Below are 18498 nucleotides of genomic sequence, written 5' to 3'. Positions count from 1 at the left end.
TTCACCATTTCTTGTATCATTTTAACATCATCTCCGGAAGTCCAAAAAGCCCCTTAGGAGCGTTGAAAAGGCCTTTTTCTGAACTTTCTGGCGATAAAGTGTAAATTTTACATCATGGTTCACGCAAAATAATATAAAACAACCTAATAATGCAATAATAGGTGACTAAAATTGGTACATTAAAATCATTTTAATTTCCTATAATCCTAAATATCCGGGCAGAGTTCAAATAATCTATTTGAGAAATACAATATTGGATTCTGGCACTAAAAAATTAATATTTTTTTAATTTCTGGCGCCCGCATATCCCGCCGATAGTAATCCAATTTTTATTGGCAAACCTTTCCGGTTGTCCGTAACTTTGGGGCCTGAATTTCTCCAGTAAATTATACTTATGACATTGCTGTCTCCCGTATCGGACATTGACCTGAGCTTGCTTGCAAAAAATCTGGAAGGTGATCTTTACTACGATAATACCATGAGGACCTTGTATGCGACAGATGCCTCCGCTTATCGCGAGATGCCGCTGGCCGTGGCGATTCCGAAGTCCGAAAAAGATATCAAGACCCTCATTTCCTACGCCGCAAAGCACAGGATCTCGCTTATTCCCAGAACCGCCGGAACATCGCTGGCGGGCCAGGTCGTAGGTAACGGTATTGTAGTAGACGTATCCAAAAACTTTAATAAAATCCTTGAGATTGATCCAGAAAGAAAGTGGGTCCGTGTACAGCCCGGAGTGATAAGGGATGAACTAAATATGGCCTTGAAGCCTTACGGACTTTACTTCGGTCCTGAAACTTCGACGGCCAACCGGGCTATGATAGGTGGCATGGTGGGTAACAATTCCTGCGGGTCCAATTCCATCGTTTATGGCAGCACACGCGAACATACGCTTGAAGTAAAAGCGATCCTGTCCGACGGCTCTGATGCCGAATTTAAAAGTATGGAAAACGGCGATTTCCGGGCCATGCTCAATCGTGCCAGCCAGTTAAACGGCAGCGCCGCCTTGCTGGACAAGATCTATCTGAAGACGAATGAAATTCTGATTTCTCCAAAGAATCAGGAGGAGATCAGGAAAAATTTCCCTAAACCTTCCGTAGAGCGACGCAATACCGGATATGCATTGGATATGTTGCTCAATTCCACACCCTACACCGGCGTCGTTAAAAATGACAAAGCAAAGCCATTTAATATGTGCAGCCTGATTGCCGGCTCGGAAGGTACGCTTTGCTTTCTGACAGAGATCAAACTAAACCTGGTTCCATTACCTCCTAAAACACAGGGATTGGTTTGCGTGCATTGCGATAACATCGACGAGGCGCTGCGTGCCACCATACTTACCTTAAAATACGGCCCTCAGGCAGTGGAGTTGATCGACGATTATGTGCTCGAATGTGCCACAACCAATGCCGAACAGAAGAAAAATGCATTTTTCGTAAAAAATAAACCGGACGGAAAATTCCCCGCAATCCTTGTCGTCGACCTGTCGCGTGATACAAAAGAAGAGGTTGAATCTTTGGCCTCGGCATTGGAAACAGAGTTGAAAGAAGCAGGGATTGGGTTCCATTATCCACTGCTTTTTGGCGACGACACCAAGAAAATCTGGACATTGAGGAAAGCAGGACTAGGTTTACTCGCCAATATTCCTGGTGACGAAAAGGCGGTCGCGGTGATCGAAGACACGGCGATCGACGTGTACGACCAACCTGAATATATCAGAGATTTTAATGAAATCCTTAAAAAGCATGGCATGTCTGCGGTGCATTATGCCCATGCAGGCTCGGGAGAATTGCACTTGCGGCCTATTATTAATTTAAAAACCGCCGAAGGTCATCGCCAATTCAGGATGATTGCCGAAGAAATTGCGAACCTGGTAAAAAAATACGATGGTTCGTTGTCGGGCGAGCATGGTGACGGACGTTTACGGGGTGAGTTTATCCCTAAAATGGTCGGTGAACATAATTACCAGCTTTTTAAGGAAATCAAGAAGACCTGGGACCCGAATAACATTTTCAATCCCGGCAAAATCGTGGATACGGCGCCCATGGACACATTCCTGAGGTATGAGCCCGACCAGAAAACGCCGGAGTTCAAAACTTATTTCCGCTTTCACGACCAGGATATCCTGCAACATGCCGAACAATGCAATGGATCGGGTGATTGCCGGAAGACTTCGCTGAGCGGCGGCACCATGTGCCCCAGCTTCATGGCCACCCGCAATGAAAAAGATACCACCCGTGCCCGTGCCAATATCCTGCGAGAAATGCTGACGCGCTCTCCGAAGGAAAACCGGTTTGATAATCAGGAAATTAAAGAAGTTTACGATCTGTGCCTGGCTTGTAAAGGCTGCAAAGGCGAATGTCCGTCCAATGTGGATGTGGCTAAGCTGAAAATGGAATTTTTGCAGCAGTACCACGATGTGCACGGCGTGCCGGTACGGTCTTGGCTGGTCGGTAATTTTTCCAAAATGACCGGTATTGCGAGTTATGTGCCCTGGGCTTATAATCTGATCTATAAAAATGCGCCCCTACGGAAGCTGGCGAACAGCTTGGTAGGGTTTCACCCCGAGCGCACGATGCCGCTTTTGCACAGCACCACTTTAAAAAAATGGTATGAAGGCCGCAAAAAAGAAGCCGTGAAATCCGAGCGGAAAGTCTATCTTTTTTGTGATGAGTTTACCAATTATAATGATGTTGAAATTGGCAAAAAGTCAATTCTGACATTGGAAAAGTTGGGCTATGAAGTGATTATCCCAAATCATGCACCGTCTGGACGTCCGCAGCTGTCCAAAGGCCTTTTGAAAGACGCGAAGAAAATTGCCGAAGAGAACATTCACCTGCTGAAAAATCTTATTTCTCATAATACTCCGCTTGTCGGCATAGAGCCGTCCGCGATCCTGACTTTCCGTGACGAATACCCAGATCTCGTTAGTGACGGCCTGGTAGAAGATGCAAAAAAGCTGGCGCAGAATGCTTTGCAATTCGATGAGTTTATTTCCCGCGAAATCGAGCTGAAAAACATTTCTAAAAATCAATTTACGACTGAAAAACGCCTGATCAAGCTTCATGGGCATTGCCAGCAAAAAGCGATTTCCAGCGTGATACCTACCAAAAAAATGCTTTCGCTGCCTGAGAATTATACCGTGCAGCTCATCCCATCGGGCTGCTGCGGCATGGCGGGGTCATTCGGGTATGAAAAAGAACATTATGATATCTCCATGCAGATCGGCGAACTGGTACTGTTTCCGGCCGTGCGCCAACAGCCTGAGGAAGTCATCATCGCCGCGCCTGGAACAAGTTGCCGCCACCAGATCCACGATGGTACAGGCCGGAAGGCGCTGCATCCGGCGGAGATCTTGTGGGAAGCGTTGGTTTAAAATGACAGGTCTTACAGGCCTTTGCAACCTATTAAGACCTGCCTATTCTAGCCAGCGATAAAAGGTGATTTCCTGACGTAGGCATCATCAGCCAATTGCGCGATCATAAAGCGTGCAATATCTCCTGCGCTGATTTTCTGTCCCGGGCAATCTTCCAGACTGACTTTCAATTCGCTTCTTGCATTGTCAAATTCAATAAATGGCACTCTGACCATCGTCCAGCTTACCGTACTATTTTCCAGTAGCGAATACGCTTTTTGCCTGTCTTCCTGAATTTCAGGAAAGGTAGCTTTCATCCAATCAGTGGCTTTTTGTGTTTCCGGCCCCTTCTTATCAAAAGGCGTGTCCAGATTAAGTCCAGCAAGTAAAATGTAACGGATTTCTTTGCCGGCAATCTGATGCTTCCCGATCGCCTGGAGAATGTTGCTGGTAGCTGCGCTTGCAACCAGCGGCTCGCCTTTTCGCTGGCCCACTGTACTGATCACAGCATCGCAGCCTTCAAGCAGACTATCGGTTATTTCAGCATTCAGCACATCACCTTTGATGATTTCAATAAGTGGACTGGAAATGGAAAATACGTCAGGATTTCGAAGCAGCAATTTTAGATAAAACCCTCTGTCAAGCAGTTGTTGAACAAGGTATTGGCCTGTCCGGCCGGCACCGCCGATGACGGCAATTTTTGGGAATTGTTTCATTTCTTCTAATAAAAAAAGGAATATGTATACACACCCGGACTATTTGTACGGGAATACAGAGATTACTCATCTGTAACAGAGCCTTATTTTATCAGTAGATTTTGATGTTGCAATATATAAATCTCTTTACAAATACTTCCTGAAAAACGCATTTTTTCGGATTACGTAACTTAACAGCCAGCTTCCTGAGACAGCGACCGTAAAGGCGATCAAAAACTTGAGAAATGCGTGCAAGTCAGCATTCAGCAAAGCAAACTGGCACCAGGTCACAAACCCAAAATGGACCAGATAAATGAGATAAGCATGGTCGGAAAGCGAACTCCACCACTGTTTTGGTGACCGAACGAGCGCGCGGAAAGTGGTTAAAAAAGCGATGCAGCTGAATGTTGACGAAGCTACATAGATCGAAAAATAGATCAGATAACCCTTGATTTCTGCAAGCCTGCCTTCGTTGACGAGTTTCGTTAATGTTTCGGGTACAATTGTCAGAACTACATAAATGGCCAGACAAAGAATTGCCCAAAGCCACCAATTTCTGACCAGAAATGATTGAGAGGAGAATAGTCCGTCATTAAAATTGGTATTCCCAATCGCAGTCCCCAGTATAAAATAACCGAAGTAAAGAACGATCCGGCTGAGCTGAAAGTCAAAAGGTCCAAAACCAGTCCAGGAGCCTGGGCCAGCCCACATCGCAAAAGGTACGTATAAAACAAATGTGAAGAGAAACCAACATGCGATCAGGTTTTGCGGTTTGTTCATCAACTGCATTGTAAACTTCTGTTCGTAAAATCGCCTTCCAATTAAACCATAAATGACGGCAAACAGCATATTGAACAAAAACAAAACCCATATAAACCAGGGCGGCCCGACAGGCCATTGCTCAACAGCGAAGAAATCGATGATGTAGGCCCAAACATCATTTTTGTGATGGGCAAGCAAATAGGAAGGATAGTATGCCAAGAGGTTCAGCAGCGTCCCCAAAACCAGAAAAGGAATCAACAGCCTGTAAATCCGCTCTTTTATAAAAGTCGTCGCCCCTTTTTTCAAAATGCTTTTTACGACGAACAACCCGGAAATGAAAAACATCAGCGACATGAAAAATACGTCATTGAAATTTTCGAAAATATCCATCCCCACCCACCTTTGGTTATCCACGATTGCATGCGTAGACCGGATGTAAGCCACTTGGTCAAAAAAAGCAAATGTGGTATACGCCAGTGAAGAATGGTGCGCTACAACCAGAACAGTGATAAAAGAGCGGAGGTAGTCAAGCCAGAGGGTTCTGTTTGGCATCGGGTTTGTTTAAAAGGTTCATGAGGGAGGAGGCCCGAGTCACAATGTATGCCGCATCTACGAAAATAAGAAATTCCTCAGTTTTTGAAAACCGCACTTTTAGGAATGGATTCCCAAAAAGTCATGACTTTTTGGGAATCCATTCCTAAAAAGTTGTATTTTTGACTTTATTTCTACACAAAATGATCGAACGGAGTCTTCAGGCTAATATCGAATCCAAATTATACGACGGGAAAGCCATCATACTTTTGGGCGCTCGTCAAGTGGGTAAGACAACGCTGCTATCAAAACTTTTTACGGATCAGCAGACAACCTTGTGGCTAAATGGTGACGAACCAGATGTAAGAGCCCTGTTCGAAACAGCAACATCCTCGCGTCTCCGACAGTTATTCGCTGGTAAACGTAACATTATCATAGATGAAGCCCAAAGAATTTCAGACATCGGTTTAAAATTAAAACTCATTACCGACAATATAAAGGATGTTCAATTGGTTGCCACTGGAAGCTCTTCATTTGAGCTTGCCAATAAAGTAAATGAACCACTAACGGGGCGAAAATGGGAATATAGAATGTTCCCAATATCATTTGGGGAGATGGTCGCCCATCACGGCCTGCTAGAAGAAAAGAGATTGCTGCCCCAGAGGCTTATCTATGGCTACTATCCGGACATTGTTAATCACCCTGGCGAAGAAAAAGATATTTTAAAACAGCTCACAGACAGTTATTTATACAAAGACATACTGAGCTGGGAAAATATTCAGCGGCCGGAAAAACTATTGAGATTACTTCAGGCGCTGGCTTTCCAGGTAGGTTCACAAGTGTCATTTAACGAACTCGGCCAAGTTTGCGGACTCGACAATAAGACCATTGAAAAATATATCAATCTCTTGGAGCAGGTCTTTGTTATTTTTAGGTTAGGATCTTTCAGTAGAAATTTAAGAAACGAACTCAAAAACAGCCGTAAATTCTATTTTTATGACAACGGGGTCAGGAATGCTTTGATTGCAAACTTTGCTCAGCCAGAACTCCGGACAGATATCGGAGCTTTATGGGAAAATTTCATTGTATCGGAGCGAATGAAATTTATCAATTACAAAGGCATTTGGGCAAACTATTATTATTGGCGGACCAAACAACAAACCGAGATTGATTATCTGGAGGAAAAAGATGGCAAACTCTATGCTTATGAGTTCAAATGGGACCCAAATGCGAAGGCGGCATTCCCCAGGACGTTTTCCAATGCATACCCCCAAAGTGAGTTCAAAGTGATACACAATGAAAACTTCGATGAATTTCTTCTTTAAGCATTCCCAGATCGTTTAATTCCTGCCCAAATTAATATTCATCGTAGTCCCGATCCTGAAAACGGTGTGTTTGTAACTAAACCCTTCAAAGCTGTTTGCTACCTCAATGCGGAATGGGAACCGGATACCTACATCCAGCCCATAGCCCAGTTCGGTGTAATTATCCGATGCAGGCGTAGCCAGATAATGCAGAAAGAAATTTTCCTTGATCCCCATGATCCTGAACCAGGTGATCTGGGTTAACAGGAATTTACGGAATTCGCTCAGCAAGTGCGCTTCGAAGAATTCTTTGGATGTGCTGTATTTGTAATAATCCAGCATTCGGAATGTGCCAACAGGATCTCCAAATTGGAAAAAGAACTGATTACCCGCGAAATGCTGGAAATCAGAAAAAAATACGTTTGCATCATTCAGGAATTTCCCCGCAGCCAGCTTATACCGGAGCTTGCTCCTCACACCTGTTTCAAAACCGTGCTGGATGCCCACTTGGACAAAATCATAATCTACATCGCTGCCAAATGCTTTGTTAATACCTTTTCGGTAAGTCAAAAATAGTTTGGGCGAATCGTCATCGTAGAAAGTCGTTTTCCCACTTTTGATTTTGTACTTCTGCCACGGTTTATACGATGCCGTCAGGCCTAATGTCAACGCCTGGTGGGCGGGCATTTCGTAGGATTTGGTGAGGGTCTCGTCTGTGTTCTCAGCGCTGAAGGGAATGTTTGACGTAAACTCCCGGCGCTTCCAGTCGATCCAGCTGTAAGGACTGGTGTCGTGCACATTTCTCAGTGCGCTACGGTCGGCGTATTCCATATTGGCTTTGATTTCAAAATGTTCGTTTTCCCGATCGGTTTTGAAATTCAGCCTGACGAAATTCTTCTGGTAAATTTTGATAAAATTCCTTTCCAGAAACAATGTTGTGAATGTATTCAGCAGCGGGTGCATCGGATTTTCGCCATTAAATTGTGACACCGTACTTCCGCCGATCAGGTTGAACGTGCTTCGGCCGGAGGTATAATCCAAGCCGCCCGTCGCCAGCAATTTCTGCCTTGCAAATGAATAGCGCGTCAATGCATTGATCGACAAATCCTGCTTTCTTGTTTCCTGCCTGGTGCGTTTTACGCCATTCGCGCCGATCTCAACCTGCTCTGCGCCAATCTTTTTGCCGCCGCCGTAATGTAATTTCAGCCCTCCCCCATTCAAAGCCAAACCTTCAACCGTATTGACTTGTGCCCCAAAAATCGGACTGACGTAATCCAGCCGCCACGGACTTTTCTTGCCCAATTTAAAGCTATGCCCCGTCAACACATCACCCAAAAACCCGGAAAAGCTTCCGCCGCTTTTCCCACTTTTCGTGGTGTCGGATTTTGCCTTGGTTTTGGTATTGTTTTCAGGTTTCTTGTTTTCCTGCACCACGATAATGCTGTCGAGCCGCGTGTAACTTTTCACCTCCGCGGTTGTCAGCGGCACGGTGCGGATCGAATCCCAGAATGCCATCGTCCGCCTGCCCGCCATCGAATCCACCACGGTCGAATCATTTCTGCTGAAATTCAGGTCGATATCCTCGCCTTTTTCCTCTTTGGCTTTCAAATCCTGCTTTTCATACTCTTTCATGAGCTTGCGCAGGTTTTTGGCCGAAAATTCCTTCTGCTTGCTCACTACCTCTTCCAGTTTCTGGGTTTTGATCTCGCGGTTGGTCAGCTTTACTTTTTTAGCTTCGTCTTTCTCTTTTTTGCCATCCACGACCACAATGTCAGGCCGGAATGTCGGGTTGATCTTTACATTTGAAAATGACTGAGAGATCACAAAATCACCTTTCCCCTTTAATCCATAGATCCCGCCAGCTACATGAAACTGCTGGTTAACAGGCATCCATACGCCCTGTACCGGACTATAAACCTGCTTGATGGATATCGTAAAACCGGTATTCACGGTTTCCAGATCGAGGCTGTAAATGGCCCACTCGTCTTCGATAATGTGGATCGTACCACGATAGACGCCCTCACCATAAGACCGCGGCGTCACTTTGATCTTGTTCACCTCAATCCCATTTTCCCGGAAGGACCCCTGATATTCAAACTTATAGTAGGCAAATGCACGTGGCGACAGCGGAGAAACCGCCTTTACCACCTCGGGCTGATAAAAACTCGCAAGGAGATAGGCATTGGGATTAGCGAAATCTTTATCCTGGCTGTTTCGCGAAGCAATTACCTTTTGTTTGTAAAAATTCGGCTGCCGAAAAGTCACTTCCGTCACGCTCTCATTTAAAATCGGGACGCCTTTTTTGAAATTCGTTTCCTGCTCGGCTTCCTTTAATTGCTTTTTATACAAAAACTCCATCGGCAAATCGGTGATCACGATGGAGGATTTGGAATATGCTTTTGCGGTGTAACTATCTACCTGCAATAAATGGTAGCGGCTCTTGGCGATCGCCCGGCGCATGATGGTGTAGGCCGGATCTTCATCCCGGCTGCCGATCCGCACCTCGCCCAGGTTCAGCGCCTGCTCCTCCATGGTGAGATCAAAAGTCTCCATTTTATTCTCAATGGTAAAAGCCTTCATCCCGGTTTTGAAACCCAGATATTGAAAAATAACTTCGTGATAACCCGGTTTCAGATCGAGCTGGTAGCGCCCTTCTTCGTTGGAGATCGTACTGATCTCGGTGCCTTTCACAATGATTGCGGCAAACGGCAGCGGTTCGCCCTTAGTGGTTTTTATGAGCCCTTTTACGCCGGTCTGTGAAAATGAGTAACCTGCTGAAACTAGTAAAAGAAGTAAAATAATGGCGTAGCGTTTTTGCATAAGCGTTTTTCTGGTCCGCGATGAATATAGGTTGCTGAGCATCTTTCCCCAAGATGCTTTTAAAGATAAACCGGTTGCATGGAAAACAAAACCAAAAAGCACAAACTATATGTCTGCAAACTCCCAGGCACTTTGGTAAGCATTCAGATGCTCCGCATAAGTAACAAAATCGGTGTAAAACTGAAGTTGTGAAAGCGTCGCGCTGTCGCCGATCACCACAAGCTTTTTCTTTGCCCGGGTCATTGCCACATTCATCCGGCGGATGTCGGACAAAAACCCGATTTCGCCCTCCGCGTTGCTTCTTGTCATGCTGATATAAACTACATCCCGCTCCTGGCCCTGAAAACTGTCAATGCTATTGACCGAAATTTTACTCAAAAAGGGCTGTAAAGCCAAAGAATGGGCCAATTGATCTTTCAGGACGTTGATCTGCTCTTTGTATGGCGAGATAATCGCAATCGTTGGGAAATGGTTCGGGTTGTTCACTAACGTTGCTTCCGTCCCTGCGAGCGAAGTAACGAGCTGGGACAAATGTCTCAACAGAAATGCAGCCTCGTCGGGGTTCGTTGAGCTGGTACCTTCCAGCTTTTCGTCAAATCCACAGCCTGCCGTATCAATAAAAACGAGCGGGAGGTCCTCAGCAAACAACTTTCGTTTTGCTACCGACGAATGTGCCTTTAATTGATCCTGATAAAATTCTTTGGAAGAAAATCCCATGATCTGCTCGTTCATACGGTACTGCTCTTCCAATAAAACTACCGCGTCGGGATGCAATTCTACAGATTTTTCCAGCAACGTTTTGCTTAGCCCATTCCTCGCCGCTTCGGTCGACTTGATCGTCGGAGCAAGCTGAAAATGATCCCCTGCCAGTATCACTTTCTCCGCCTTCAAGATGGGGATCCAGCAGGCAGGCTCCAATGCCTGGCCGGCTTCATCAATAAAAACTGTATCGTATCTAAGATTCCGCACGGTATGGTGATGGGAACCTACCAGCGTGGCGGTGATTACCTGGGCTTTTTCCAATATATCGTCAATCACATATTGCTCGATTTTCCCCAGGTCTTTCATGATCCTGTGCGCTTCGTCGAAAAGCGCTTTCCGCTGATCGCGCTCGGCTTTTCCAAACTGACGTTTGTATTTATGCGCCAGGTTCTTGTACTCGCTTGCTTGTTTTTTCAAGGTTTTTACATCCTTCATGCCAGCATGCGCAGTCATCTTACTGTCCAATGTAAGCGACATCAGCCGCTCCGAAACCCGCACCGGATTGCCGACCCGGACGACATTCAAACCTTCCTCGCTCAGTTTTTCACTCAGCAAATCCACAGCGGTATTGCTGGGCGCCACGACCAGAATTTTCTTGCGGTCTCTTTGGGACAAAGCTTTGATCGCCTGGACCAACGTGGTGGTTTTTCCTGTGCCCGGAGGGCCGTGCACAATCGCAAGTTCATTGGCTTTTAGGATTTTACTTACTGCCTCATTTTGAAATTCGTTCAGAGATGAAACAGGTTGTGCAGGCTGGCTGTCGTTGAAAGTGGCCGGTTTTTCTCCGGTTAACACCTTTACCAAATGTCCTCCCTGATCATTTTCAGAAATTGCGGAAGCTGCTTTGAGCGCATGCTGCATTTCGTCGTAACTATTGTCGTCAAACAGCAGATCGATCCCCAGCTTGCCATCGCGGGACCATTCGGGTAGCTCGTCGGTACGCAAGGTGATTTTAAGCCGGTTTCCGCTCTGGTGGGATATAACCCCTTCAACCCGGTCATTTTTCGCATCATGGTTACTGAACAAAACCGCAGGTACGCCAAAACGTAATTGGTGCGGAATATCCTGATGTGTGGTGCGCTCCACTTCCACCGCCAGGTATTCGCCGCGTGTCATCTCATTTCCACGGATCGCAATAGGATACCAGGCCAGTCCGTTCGCCCGACGTTCTGAAACAGACGACATTGCGGTGAGCCTGATATAGGACTGACGGTCTTCTTCCCTTTCAATTTTCAGTAAATCGAGTAGCTTTTTGAAATATGCTGTCATTGTCAATATCAATGTGCCATTCCGGCATCCGCTCCTTCCTGGACTTCTATTTTCTCTGTAATGAAACGTCTTCCCACCAGCAGGACCATCAGTGCAAGCGATGCCGAAATCGCCATCGAGCCTACCATCGGTACCACCGACGGAACTTCAAACATACTGATTGCGATAGAGATGAGAGTGCCTGCGCCCATTTGAAATGCGCCCATTAATGCGGAGGCGCTGCCTGCATTCTTGGTAAATGGCGCAAGCGAAAGTGCGGCTGCATTGGGGTAGGTATAACCCACACAGCAAAGGAAAAAGAACAGAAAGACAATCGTAACCGGCAAGGTGAGCAAGCCATTTAAAGCCGCAGCCAAGAAGGTAAACGAAATAACCACCTGGGAAATCAACGCGATATTCACAACCTGTTCGCTGCTGAACTTTCGCAGGAACAACGTGTTAAGCTGGCTTGAACCAATGAAACCGACCGATAAAAAGGCAAATATCCAGCCATAGACTTTTTCGTCGGTATGAAAAACCTCCATGAATACCAATGGTGAGCCAGAAACATAGGCAAACAGCCCTGAGAATGCGACGGCTCCCGTTACGGCGTACGTGAAGAATTGTGGGTTTTGAATGACCGCGATAAAATTCTGCATGATAGGCTTGGGTTTTAAAGACATCGTTTTGTCCGGCTTGTAACTGTCCGGGAGCCAAAAAACAGTCGCTGCCAAAATCGCAATGCCCATAACGGCCAATATCCAGAAGACGGTATGCCACCCAAATTCGGCAGTCACGTAGCCACCCACCGTAGGCGCGATCATGGGCGAAACGCCTACAACCAGAAGCAGCAACGAAAACACCTTGGCATTTTCGCCTACCGGAAAAAGGTCCCTTACCATCGCTACTGAGGCGACTGTGGCGGCACAGCTTCCAATGGCCTGGACCACCCGAAGTACAATTAATCCTTCAATGCTATTGGTCACAGCGCAACCGATTGACGCAACGACATACACGCAAAGACCTACAAAAAGGGGTTTCTTTCTGCCGAACCTGTCCAGCAGCGGGCCATATAATAATTGTCCGAATGAAATGCCGATAAAGAAGCCAGACAAGGAAAGCGAAACCTTCGCAGCGGTGGTGTGCAGGTCTTTGGCTATTGCCGGAAAACCGGGTAGGTACATATCAATCGAAAAAGGACCAAGTGCTGTGAGACTTCCTAAAATCAGGATTAAAAAGAAATAGGTATTTTTGGACATGAGTATGATTGTGGTGTAGAAACCGGATAACGCCGATAAATCCGGGCGGGTTCGGCAGCAATGCAATATTCCGGATTTTTGATAAAGCTGTACAACAAATAAGGCGCCGGTTTTGCCGACGCCTTCTTCCATTTTCCACGGTAACAGAATGTTATGCTGCGACCCAGTCCAGCTTCTTGTACACTTCTCTTTCGGTTTCACTAACCGCATAAGGAACTTTGTTTTTGAGATAAATAATGCATCCGCGTCCCTTTTTGATCGGTGCTATTTTGACTACGTCGTCTCTGTGAATGATAATATTGATGAGCTTCTGCCCAAGTAATTTGAAAGTACCTGATTGTACCATATCTGTTTGATCAAAAGAGTTAATGCCTTACGCAATTCCACTTGATGAACTTCCCGACTTCAAATACAACAAAAAGTAATCTTTTGAAATGAGGAAATAACCTAAGTCGTCCCTGTTACTTGATTGTAGAAATGCTGCCACCTCTTTTTGGGCATCTGTTTCAGTTTTGGCGCCTGATACGGTTAGAACTGCGCCTGGTTTTAAAGTACTGATTGCGTTGTTACCTAATGAAGCTACCATAGTGATATTTGGTTGAGATTTATTCTTACAGTGAAATTGTTTTCGGTCAGTCGATAAATAAATATGCCAGACCAACAAAATTTTTAAACGTATAGAATCTCCAAATACCGCCGATGTTTAAGTTTCCACTGAAAATACAGAACTAAATATTTGAATACAAGCAATTTGTGAAATTTTATAAATTTTTTAAAATTTTCGGCTGAATAACCTGGAATGGCCCCGCCGCAGTCCACAGTTCCGACCGGTTGCACTGGCAGATTCTGGTATTCCCGGCTACACTTCGTAAGCCTCATTTTACGCTTCAGCCTGCTAATTCTAAACTTGGGTTAGCTTCGTTTCCCGCTGGTTTCCTTTCTGCTCAATTTTGGATAAACCAAGGCAAAAATGAAACTGTACCTGACCATCTTCCTCCTGTTCGTCGCTACGATCGCTTCCGCGCAAACAACGATTTCCGGAAAAGTTACGGACCAAAAAGGCGAAGCGATCCCCGGCGCCAATGTTACCCTGAAAGGGACTTATGATGGTACCTCTTCGGACAGCAACGGAAATTTCTCATTTCAGTCCGAGGAGACGGGCAATCAAACCATTACCATTCAGGCGCTTGGATTCAAAACACAGGAAATGAGCATTAACTGCTCGGGACAGCCGGTTTCACTGACAGTAGCTTTGGCAGAAAGCATTAACCTGCTTACCGCAGTCACCATTACTGCAGGCGCCATGGAGGCCAGTGATCAGAAAAAATCCGTCGTACTGAAACCCATTGATATTGTTACTACTTCCGGCGCAATGGGTGATATCACCGCTGCTTTGCTCACTTTGCCCGGGACATCCACGGTAGGTAACGACGGACGGTTGTTCGTAAGAGGTGGGGACGCTTCCGAAACATCCATTTTTATTGATGGATTGCAGGTGGGCAATGCATTCGGCAGCACGGCTTCCAATGTGCCGACCAGAACGCGTTTCAGTCCCAATCTTTTCAAAGGATCGTTTTTCAGCACCGGGGGATACTCGGCCGAATACGGGCAGGCACTTTCCTCGGCGTTGGCGTTAAACACTTTGGATATGCCGCTGCGAAATCAGGGGGACATCAGCGTGATGTCATTGGGCGGCGGATATTCACAGACTTTGGTGGGGAAACAAAATGCATTGACTGCATCCGGAAACTACTATAATCTCGCTCCTTACCAGTCCTTGGTCAAACAGAATTTTGATTGGGAGAAGAGCCCGGCCAGTTGGGATTCGGAGATTTCATTGAGGCAAAAATGGGGAAATGCAGCGAAAGCAAAATCGGGTTTTATCAAAGCTTATTTCCATACCGAAGGAAACGGCATGGCGATCTGGCAAAGGGTTCCGGGCGATGAGGGCCGCGGTGATCGCGTCCAACTGAACAACCGGTATTCTTATGGCAACATTTCGCTGAAACATTCCGGAAACAAAGGCTGGTTTTTCTACGGCGGCATTGCCTATTCGCATAACCGCGACAAATACAACATTAACTTCCAACCGATCCGCCAGATGAACCGGCTGGCCCATACCAAAGCAGTCGCCGTCAAGGATTTCTCGCCCCAGTTCTCCTTGAAAAACGGTTTGGAATGGTACATCAAATCATATTCCGAAGCATTGCCCGACGAAAACCGCAAAAGAAGCTACTCCGATCACCAGTTCAACCATTTCATTGAAGCGACTTACTATTTCAGCAACCGGCTGATTATGGTAGGCGGATTGCGTACAGGGCACAGTACATTGGCCCATCAAACCTGGGTGACACCAAGATTTTCGATAGCCTATCAATTGGAAAATCGGGGGCAGTTTTCATTTGCAGCGGGAAAATTCAGGCAGTTACCGGAAGAAAAAATAAGGGTTCTGCAAACAGACCTGAAAAATACAGCCGCCACGCATTACATCTTTAATTACTTCATTGTCAATAACAAACGCACATTCCGGGCTGAATCTTTTTATAAAATATATGATAATCTGATCACCTACAAAGGTTTAGCCACCGACCCAAGTAACATTGCCGAAAACGGAGCCGGTTATGCAAGAGGCGTTGATTTTTTCTACCGCGACAAAAAAACGATCAGTGGTACCGACTTCTGGGTCACTTATAGTTTCGTAGACAGCAAACGCCGGTTTGCCAATTATGAAACCAAAGTGCAGCCATCCTTTGCGCCCAAACACAATGGCTCGGTCGTCGTCAAACATTTTGTAGGTGCGCTGAAATCCCAATTGGGCGGCTCGTGGTCCTGGAACAGCGGCTATCCTTACAATAACCCAAACCTGGCCGGTGAAATGCAGGGTAAAACCAAAATGTACAGCGACTTGAGTTTGAGCTGGAGTTACCTGCCCAAACCGAATGTAATCATCCATGCTGCATGCTCTAACGTACTGGGCAGAAGCAATGTTTTCGGCTATCGGTACGCCGCGCAGCCCGACGAAACCGGCACATTCGCCAGTTTACCTGTCGGCCAGGGTGCCAAACGGTTTGCATTTGTCGGGCTATTTATCACCCTATCCAAAGACAAGTCCGCCAATAATCTGAACAACTTATAAATCAAACATTTAACCAACCAACAAGATGAAAAAGCTAACCATTACCCTGACACTCCTGCTCCTGACTGTATTTTCTGCCATCGCCCAGGATTCGCCTTATCAAAAAGCCATGAAAAAGGAAATTGCCAAGCTCATAGAATCCGACTCCCTGCCCCAGTTGCAGCAATCGGCCAATGCATTTGCAAGAATCGTCGAACTGAACCCGAATGAATGGCAGCCGCTTTATTATCAATCACTGGCTTACACCTATCAGGGCCTCAACGGCACTCTGACGCTGGACAAAAAAGACCAGGCACTCGCAAAAGCCGACGAACTGGTCAAAAAAGCAGAGGGTATCTCGCCCAATAATGTGGAAATCGTGACTTTACAGGGATTTGTGACCATGGCGAAATTGAGTGCAGACCCAGCCAGCAGGGGACAAAGCTTATCGGGACAGGTGATGCAAACGTTCGGCCGGGCTTTGGGCATTGATCATAAAAACCCACGCGCTTTGGTACTGATGGCGCAAATGGAAGCGGGTATGGCCAAATTCTTTGGATCAGGCACTGAAAAAGCATGTGGGTTGGCAAAGCAAAGCGCCGATATATTTGCCTCCCAGGATGAGCAAGCATTAAAAGCCGCTATCTTACCAACCTGGGGAAAAAACCTCGCGGACCGAATGGTCAAAAATTGCAAGTAAGAATCCCCGCCTGTAACTTAACCTGTAAACTGCGCTTCCGATATGCTGGGCAAGAAATCGACCAAAGGCACCAAAAAATTCTGGAATTTTTCCCCTGCCTTTTTGGGCGTCAACCTGCTGATTGCACTGGGGCTTGCATTACTCGGTTGTCCCGAATGCTTCCTTAGCCTGGACGGGTTGAAAGCGATTTGGGACGATATACTGATCTCGTTTGTGATGTCCTGCGTACTGAGCTACGGCGGTTTCCTCTTTGAAGATTATTTCGACAGGACGATTTCCTGGATCGAATTCCCCATCAAAAGGCTGATATTGGAATGTTTGTGTTATTTCCTATACGTTTTCGTCACCAGTTTCATCATCATTTTCCTTGACCTTTACCTGCTGCGAGAAGCATTCACATGGCATGATATTCCGTGGAAAGACCTGGTCAAGTGGACGAAATATCCTATGCAGATTTCTTTCGTCATCAGTTTTATCCTAATCAGCCGATCGTTTTTAATAGAATGGAGAAACGCGGCCATCGAAGCCGAACAGTTGAAAACAGAGCGTTTTGCTCAGCAATTCCAATCCCTCAAAGACCAGCTGAACCCGCACTTTCTATTCAACTCACTGAACGTTTTGAGCAACCTCGTTTATGAAAATGCGGACACTGCTGCAAGGTTTATCAATAAGCTGTCAAAAATTTACCGGTACGTACTGGATGTTCAGCAGGAAGAACTGGTAACCCTGGAAAAGGAACTGGAATTTGCGGAGAACTATCTGTCGCTGCAGAAGATCCGGTTTGAGGAAAGTTTGCAATATGAAATCCTTGTTCCTGACAATCAATCAGGTTACCTGCCTCCGCTGTCGCTCCAATTGCTATTGGAAAATGCGGTCAAGCATAACATTGCGTCAGTCGGAAATCCGCTAAAAATCCGCATCACACTGGAAAACAATGAATTGGTGGTCCGGAATAATCTCCAGCTAAAAAGCAGTATGCCCGGGGAATCGGCGGGGATTGGACTCTCCAACATTAGTAAGAGGTATGAATTGCTTTGCCCAGAACGAATTTCTGTTTCGAATGACGGGATGTTCTTCGCTGTGAAATTGCCATTGTTGAAAATTGCTTAACTATTCCATGAAAATTCTGATCATCGAGGACGAAAAACCTGCCGCGCGACGCCTCACGCAACTGATTTCCGAAAAACTGCCGCAATCTGAGATCCTGGGTAACCTGGATACTGTTACAGCCTCGGTAGATTGGTTCAGTAAAAATCCTCAGCCCGATCTGGTATTTCTGGATATCCAGCTCGCCGACGGGATCAGTTTTGAAATTTTTGAAAAAGTAAAAGTTACTGCGCCAATTATCTTCTGCACGGCTTACGATCAGTACGCAATCAAGGCATTCAAACTCAATAGCATTGATTATTTACTAAAACCAGTCGATCCCGAGGAGCTGGGTAATGCATTGGACAAATTCCAGGCTGGACGAAAAGAGCCTGCGATTTCACTGGACCAAATTCGAAATCTGCTTCAACCAGCTGCCAGGACATTCAAAACCCGGTTTCTCGTCAAAATCGGGGAGCGCATTCAAACCGTGGATATTTCGGACGTCGCCTTCTTTTTCAGCGAGGATAAGGTGACTTTGCTGCAAACCAGACAATCCAGAAAATACATCATAGACTATACGCTCGACGAAATTGAAGATATGGTTTCACCGGAACTGTTTTTCAGGCTGAACCGGAAGTATATCAGCTCGATTGGGGCGATCAAGGATGTTTTTACTTACTCTAATAGTCGGTTGAAGATTCATCTTGAAAACTGTACGGATCATGATATTCTGATCAGTCGGGAGAAGATGGGGAGTTTTAAGGATTGGTTGGGGCAGTAGGTTGCTGCTTTTTTGATGCCACGGATACACCGCGCGGCGGCCGCGCGGTGTATCCGTGGCAAAACCTTAAGGCACGA

13 protein-coding genes are annotated in these 18498 nt (G+C 46.0%); 6 read left to right on the top strand and 7 right to left on the bottom strand.

Annotated features, from left to right (window positions below; all coding sequences use genetic code 11):
- The first annotated feature begins 394 nt into the window (after positions 1-394).
- Complete coding sequence (locus AC1XUF_RS09620; RefSeq protein WP_483341560.1) at positions 395-3376, top strand: FAD-binding and (Fe-S)-binding domain-containing protein; 2982 nt, start codon at positions 395-397, stop codon at positions 3374-3376.
- Positions 3377-3423: 47 nt separating this feature from the next.
- Here the strand turns inward: AC1XUF_RS09620 and AC1XUF_RS09615 are convergent, their stop codons facing one another.
- Complete coding sequence (locus tag AC1XUF_RS09615) at positions 3424-4071, bottom strand: NAD(P)-dependent oxidoreductase (protein ID WP_483341559.1); 648 nt, start codon at positions 4069-4071, stop codon at positions 3424-3426.
- 126 nt (positions 4072-4197) lie between these two features.
- A complete protein-coding gene (locus AC1XUF_RS09610) occupies positions 4198-5364 on the bottom strand; it encodes an acyltransferase family protein (protein WP_483341558.1) in 1167 nt (388 codons plus the stop codon).
- A gap of 161 nt (positions 5365-5525) precedes the next feature.
- Between AC1XUF_RS09610 and AC1XUF_RS09605 the strand changes: the two genes are divergently transcribed.
- Complete coding sequence (locus tag AC1XUF_RS09605) at positions 5526-6668, top strand: ATP-binding protein (RefSeq protein ID WP_483341557.1); 1143 nt, start codon at positions 5526-5528, stop codon at positions 6666-6668.
- A 15-nt stretch (positions 6669-6683) separates the two neighbouring features.
- Here the strand turns inward: AC1XUF_RS09605 and AC1XUF_RS09600 are convergent, their stop codons facing one another.
- From AC1XUF_RS09600 to AC1XUF_RS09580, 5 genes are all read right to left on the bottom strand, one after another.
- Complete coding sequence (locus AC1XUF_RS09600) at positions 6684-9467, bottom strand: DUF5686 and carboxypeptidase regulatory-like domain-containing protein (protein WP_483341556.1); 2784 nt, start codon at positions 9465-9467, stop codon at positions 6684-6686.
- A 105-nt stretch (positions 9468-9572) separates the two neighbouring features.
- On the bottom strand, positions 9573-11498 hold the full coding sequence (locus tag AC1XUF_RS09595; protein WP_483341555.1) for an AAA domain-containing protein: 1926 nt from the start codon (positions 11496-11498) through the stop codon (positions 9573-9575).
- Between the two features lie 8 nt (positions 11499-11506).
- Positions 11507-12736 (bottom strand): multidrug effflux MFS transporter, encoded by a 1230-nt coding sequence (locus AC1XUF_RS09590; RefSeq protein ID WP_483341554.1) that lies wholly within the window; start codon positions 12734-12736, stop codon positions 11507-11509.
- A gap of 151 nt (positions 12737-12887) precedes the next feature.
- Positions 12888-13082 carry a hypothetical protein gene (locus AC1XUF_RS09585; protein ID WP_483341553.1) on the bottom strand — a complete coding sequence of 65 codons (195 nt, stop codon included), beginning with the start codon at positions 13080-13082 and terminating at the stop codon, positions 12888-12890.
- 27 nt (positions 13083-13109) lie between these two features.
- Positions 13110-13322, bottom strand: a complete 213-nt coding sequence (locus AC1XUF_RS09580) for a hypothetical protein (RefSeq protein ID WP_483341552.1) — start codon at positions 13320-13322, stop codon at positions 13110-13112.
- A 384-nt stretch (positions 13323-13706) separates the two neighbouring features.
- Here AC1XUF_RS09580 and AC1XUF_RS09575 point away from each other — a divergent pair, with 384 nt between their 5' ends.
- The 4 genes from AC1XUF_RS09575 to AC1XUF_RS09560 are packed head-to-tail and all read left to right on the top strand — an operon-like array spanning position 13707 to position 18421.
- The gene (locus AC1XUF_RS09575; RefSeq protein ID WP_483341551.1) at positions 13707-15872 is read left to right on the top strand and encodes a TonB-dependent receptor; all 2166 of its coding nucleotides are present in this window, start codon (positions 13707-13709) and stop codon (positions 15870-15872) included.
- A gap of 25 nt (positions 15873-15897) precedes the next feature.
- The gene (locus AC1XUF_RS09570) at positions 15898-16551 is read left to right on the top strand and encodes a hypothetical protein (RefSeq protein ID WP_483341550.1); all 654 of its coding nucleotides are present in this window, start codon (positions 15898-15900) and stop codon (positions 16549-16551) included.
- A 42-nt stretch (positions 16552-16593) separates the two neighbouring features.
- Positions 16594-17661, top strand: coding sequence for a sensor histidine kinase (locus tag AC1XUF_RS09565; RefSeq protein ID WP_483341549.1), 1068 nt, complete (start codon positions 16594-16596; stop codon positions 17659-17661).
- A gap of 7 nt (positions 17662-17668) precedes the next feature.
- Positions 17669-18421 carry a LytR/AlgR family response regulator transcription factor gene (locus AC1XUF_RS09560; RefSeq protein ID WP_483341548.1) on the top strand — a complete coding sequence of 251 codons (753 nt, stop codon included), beginning with the start codon at positions 17669-17671 and terminating at the stop codon, positions 18419-18421.
- The last annotated feature ends 77 nt before the right edge of the window (positions 18422-18498 follow it).

The organism is Dyadobacter sp. HNCC25DJ185 (assembly GCF_056895195.1).
Note: the sequence above shows the minus strand (reverse complement) of the source record. Positions and strands in the feature narration are given on the sequence as shown.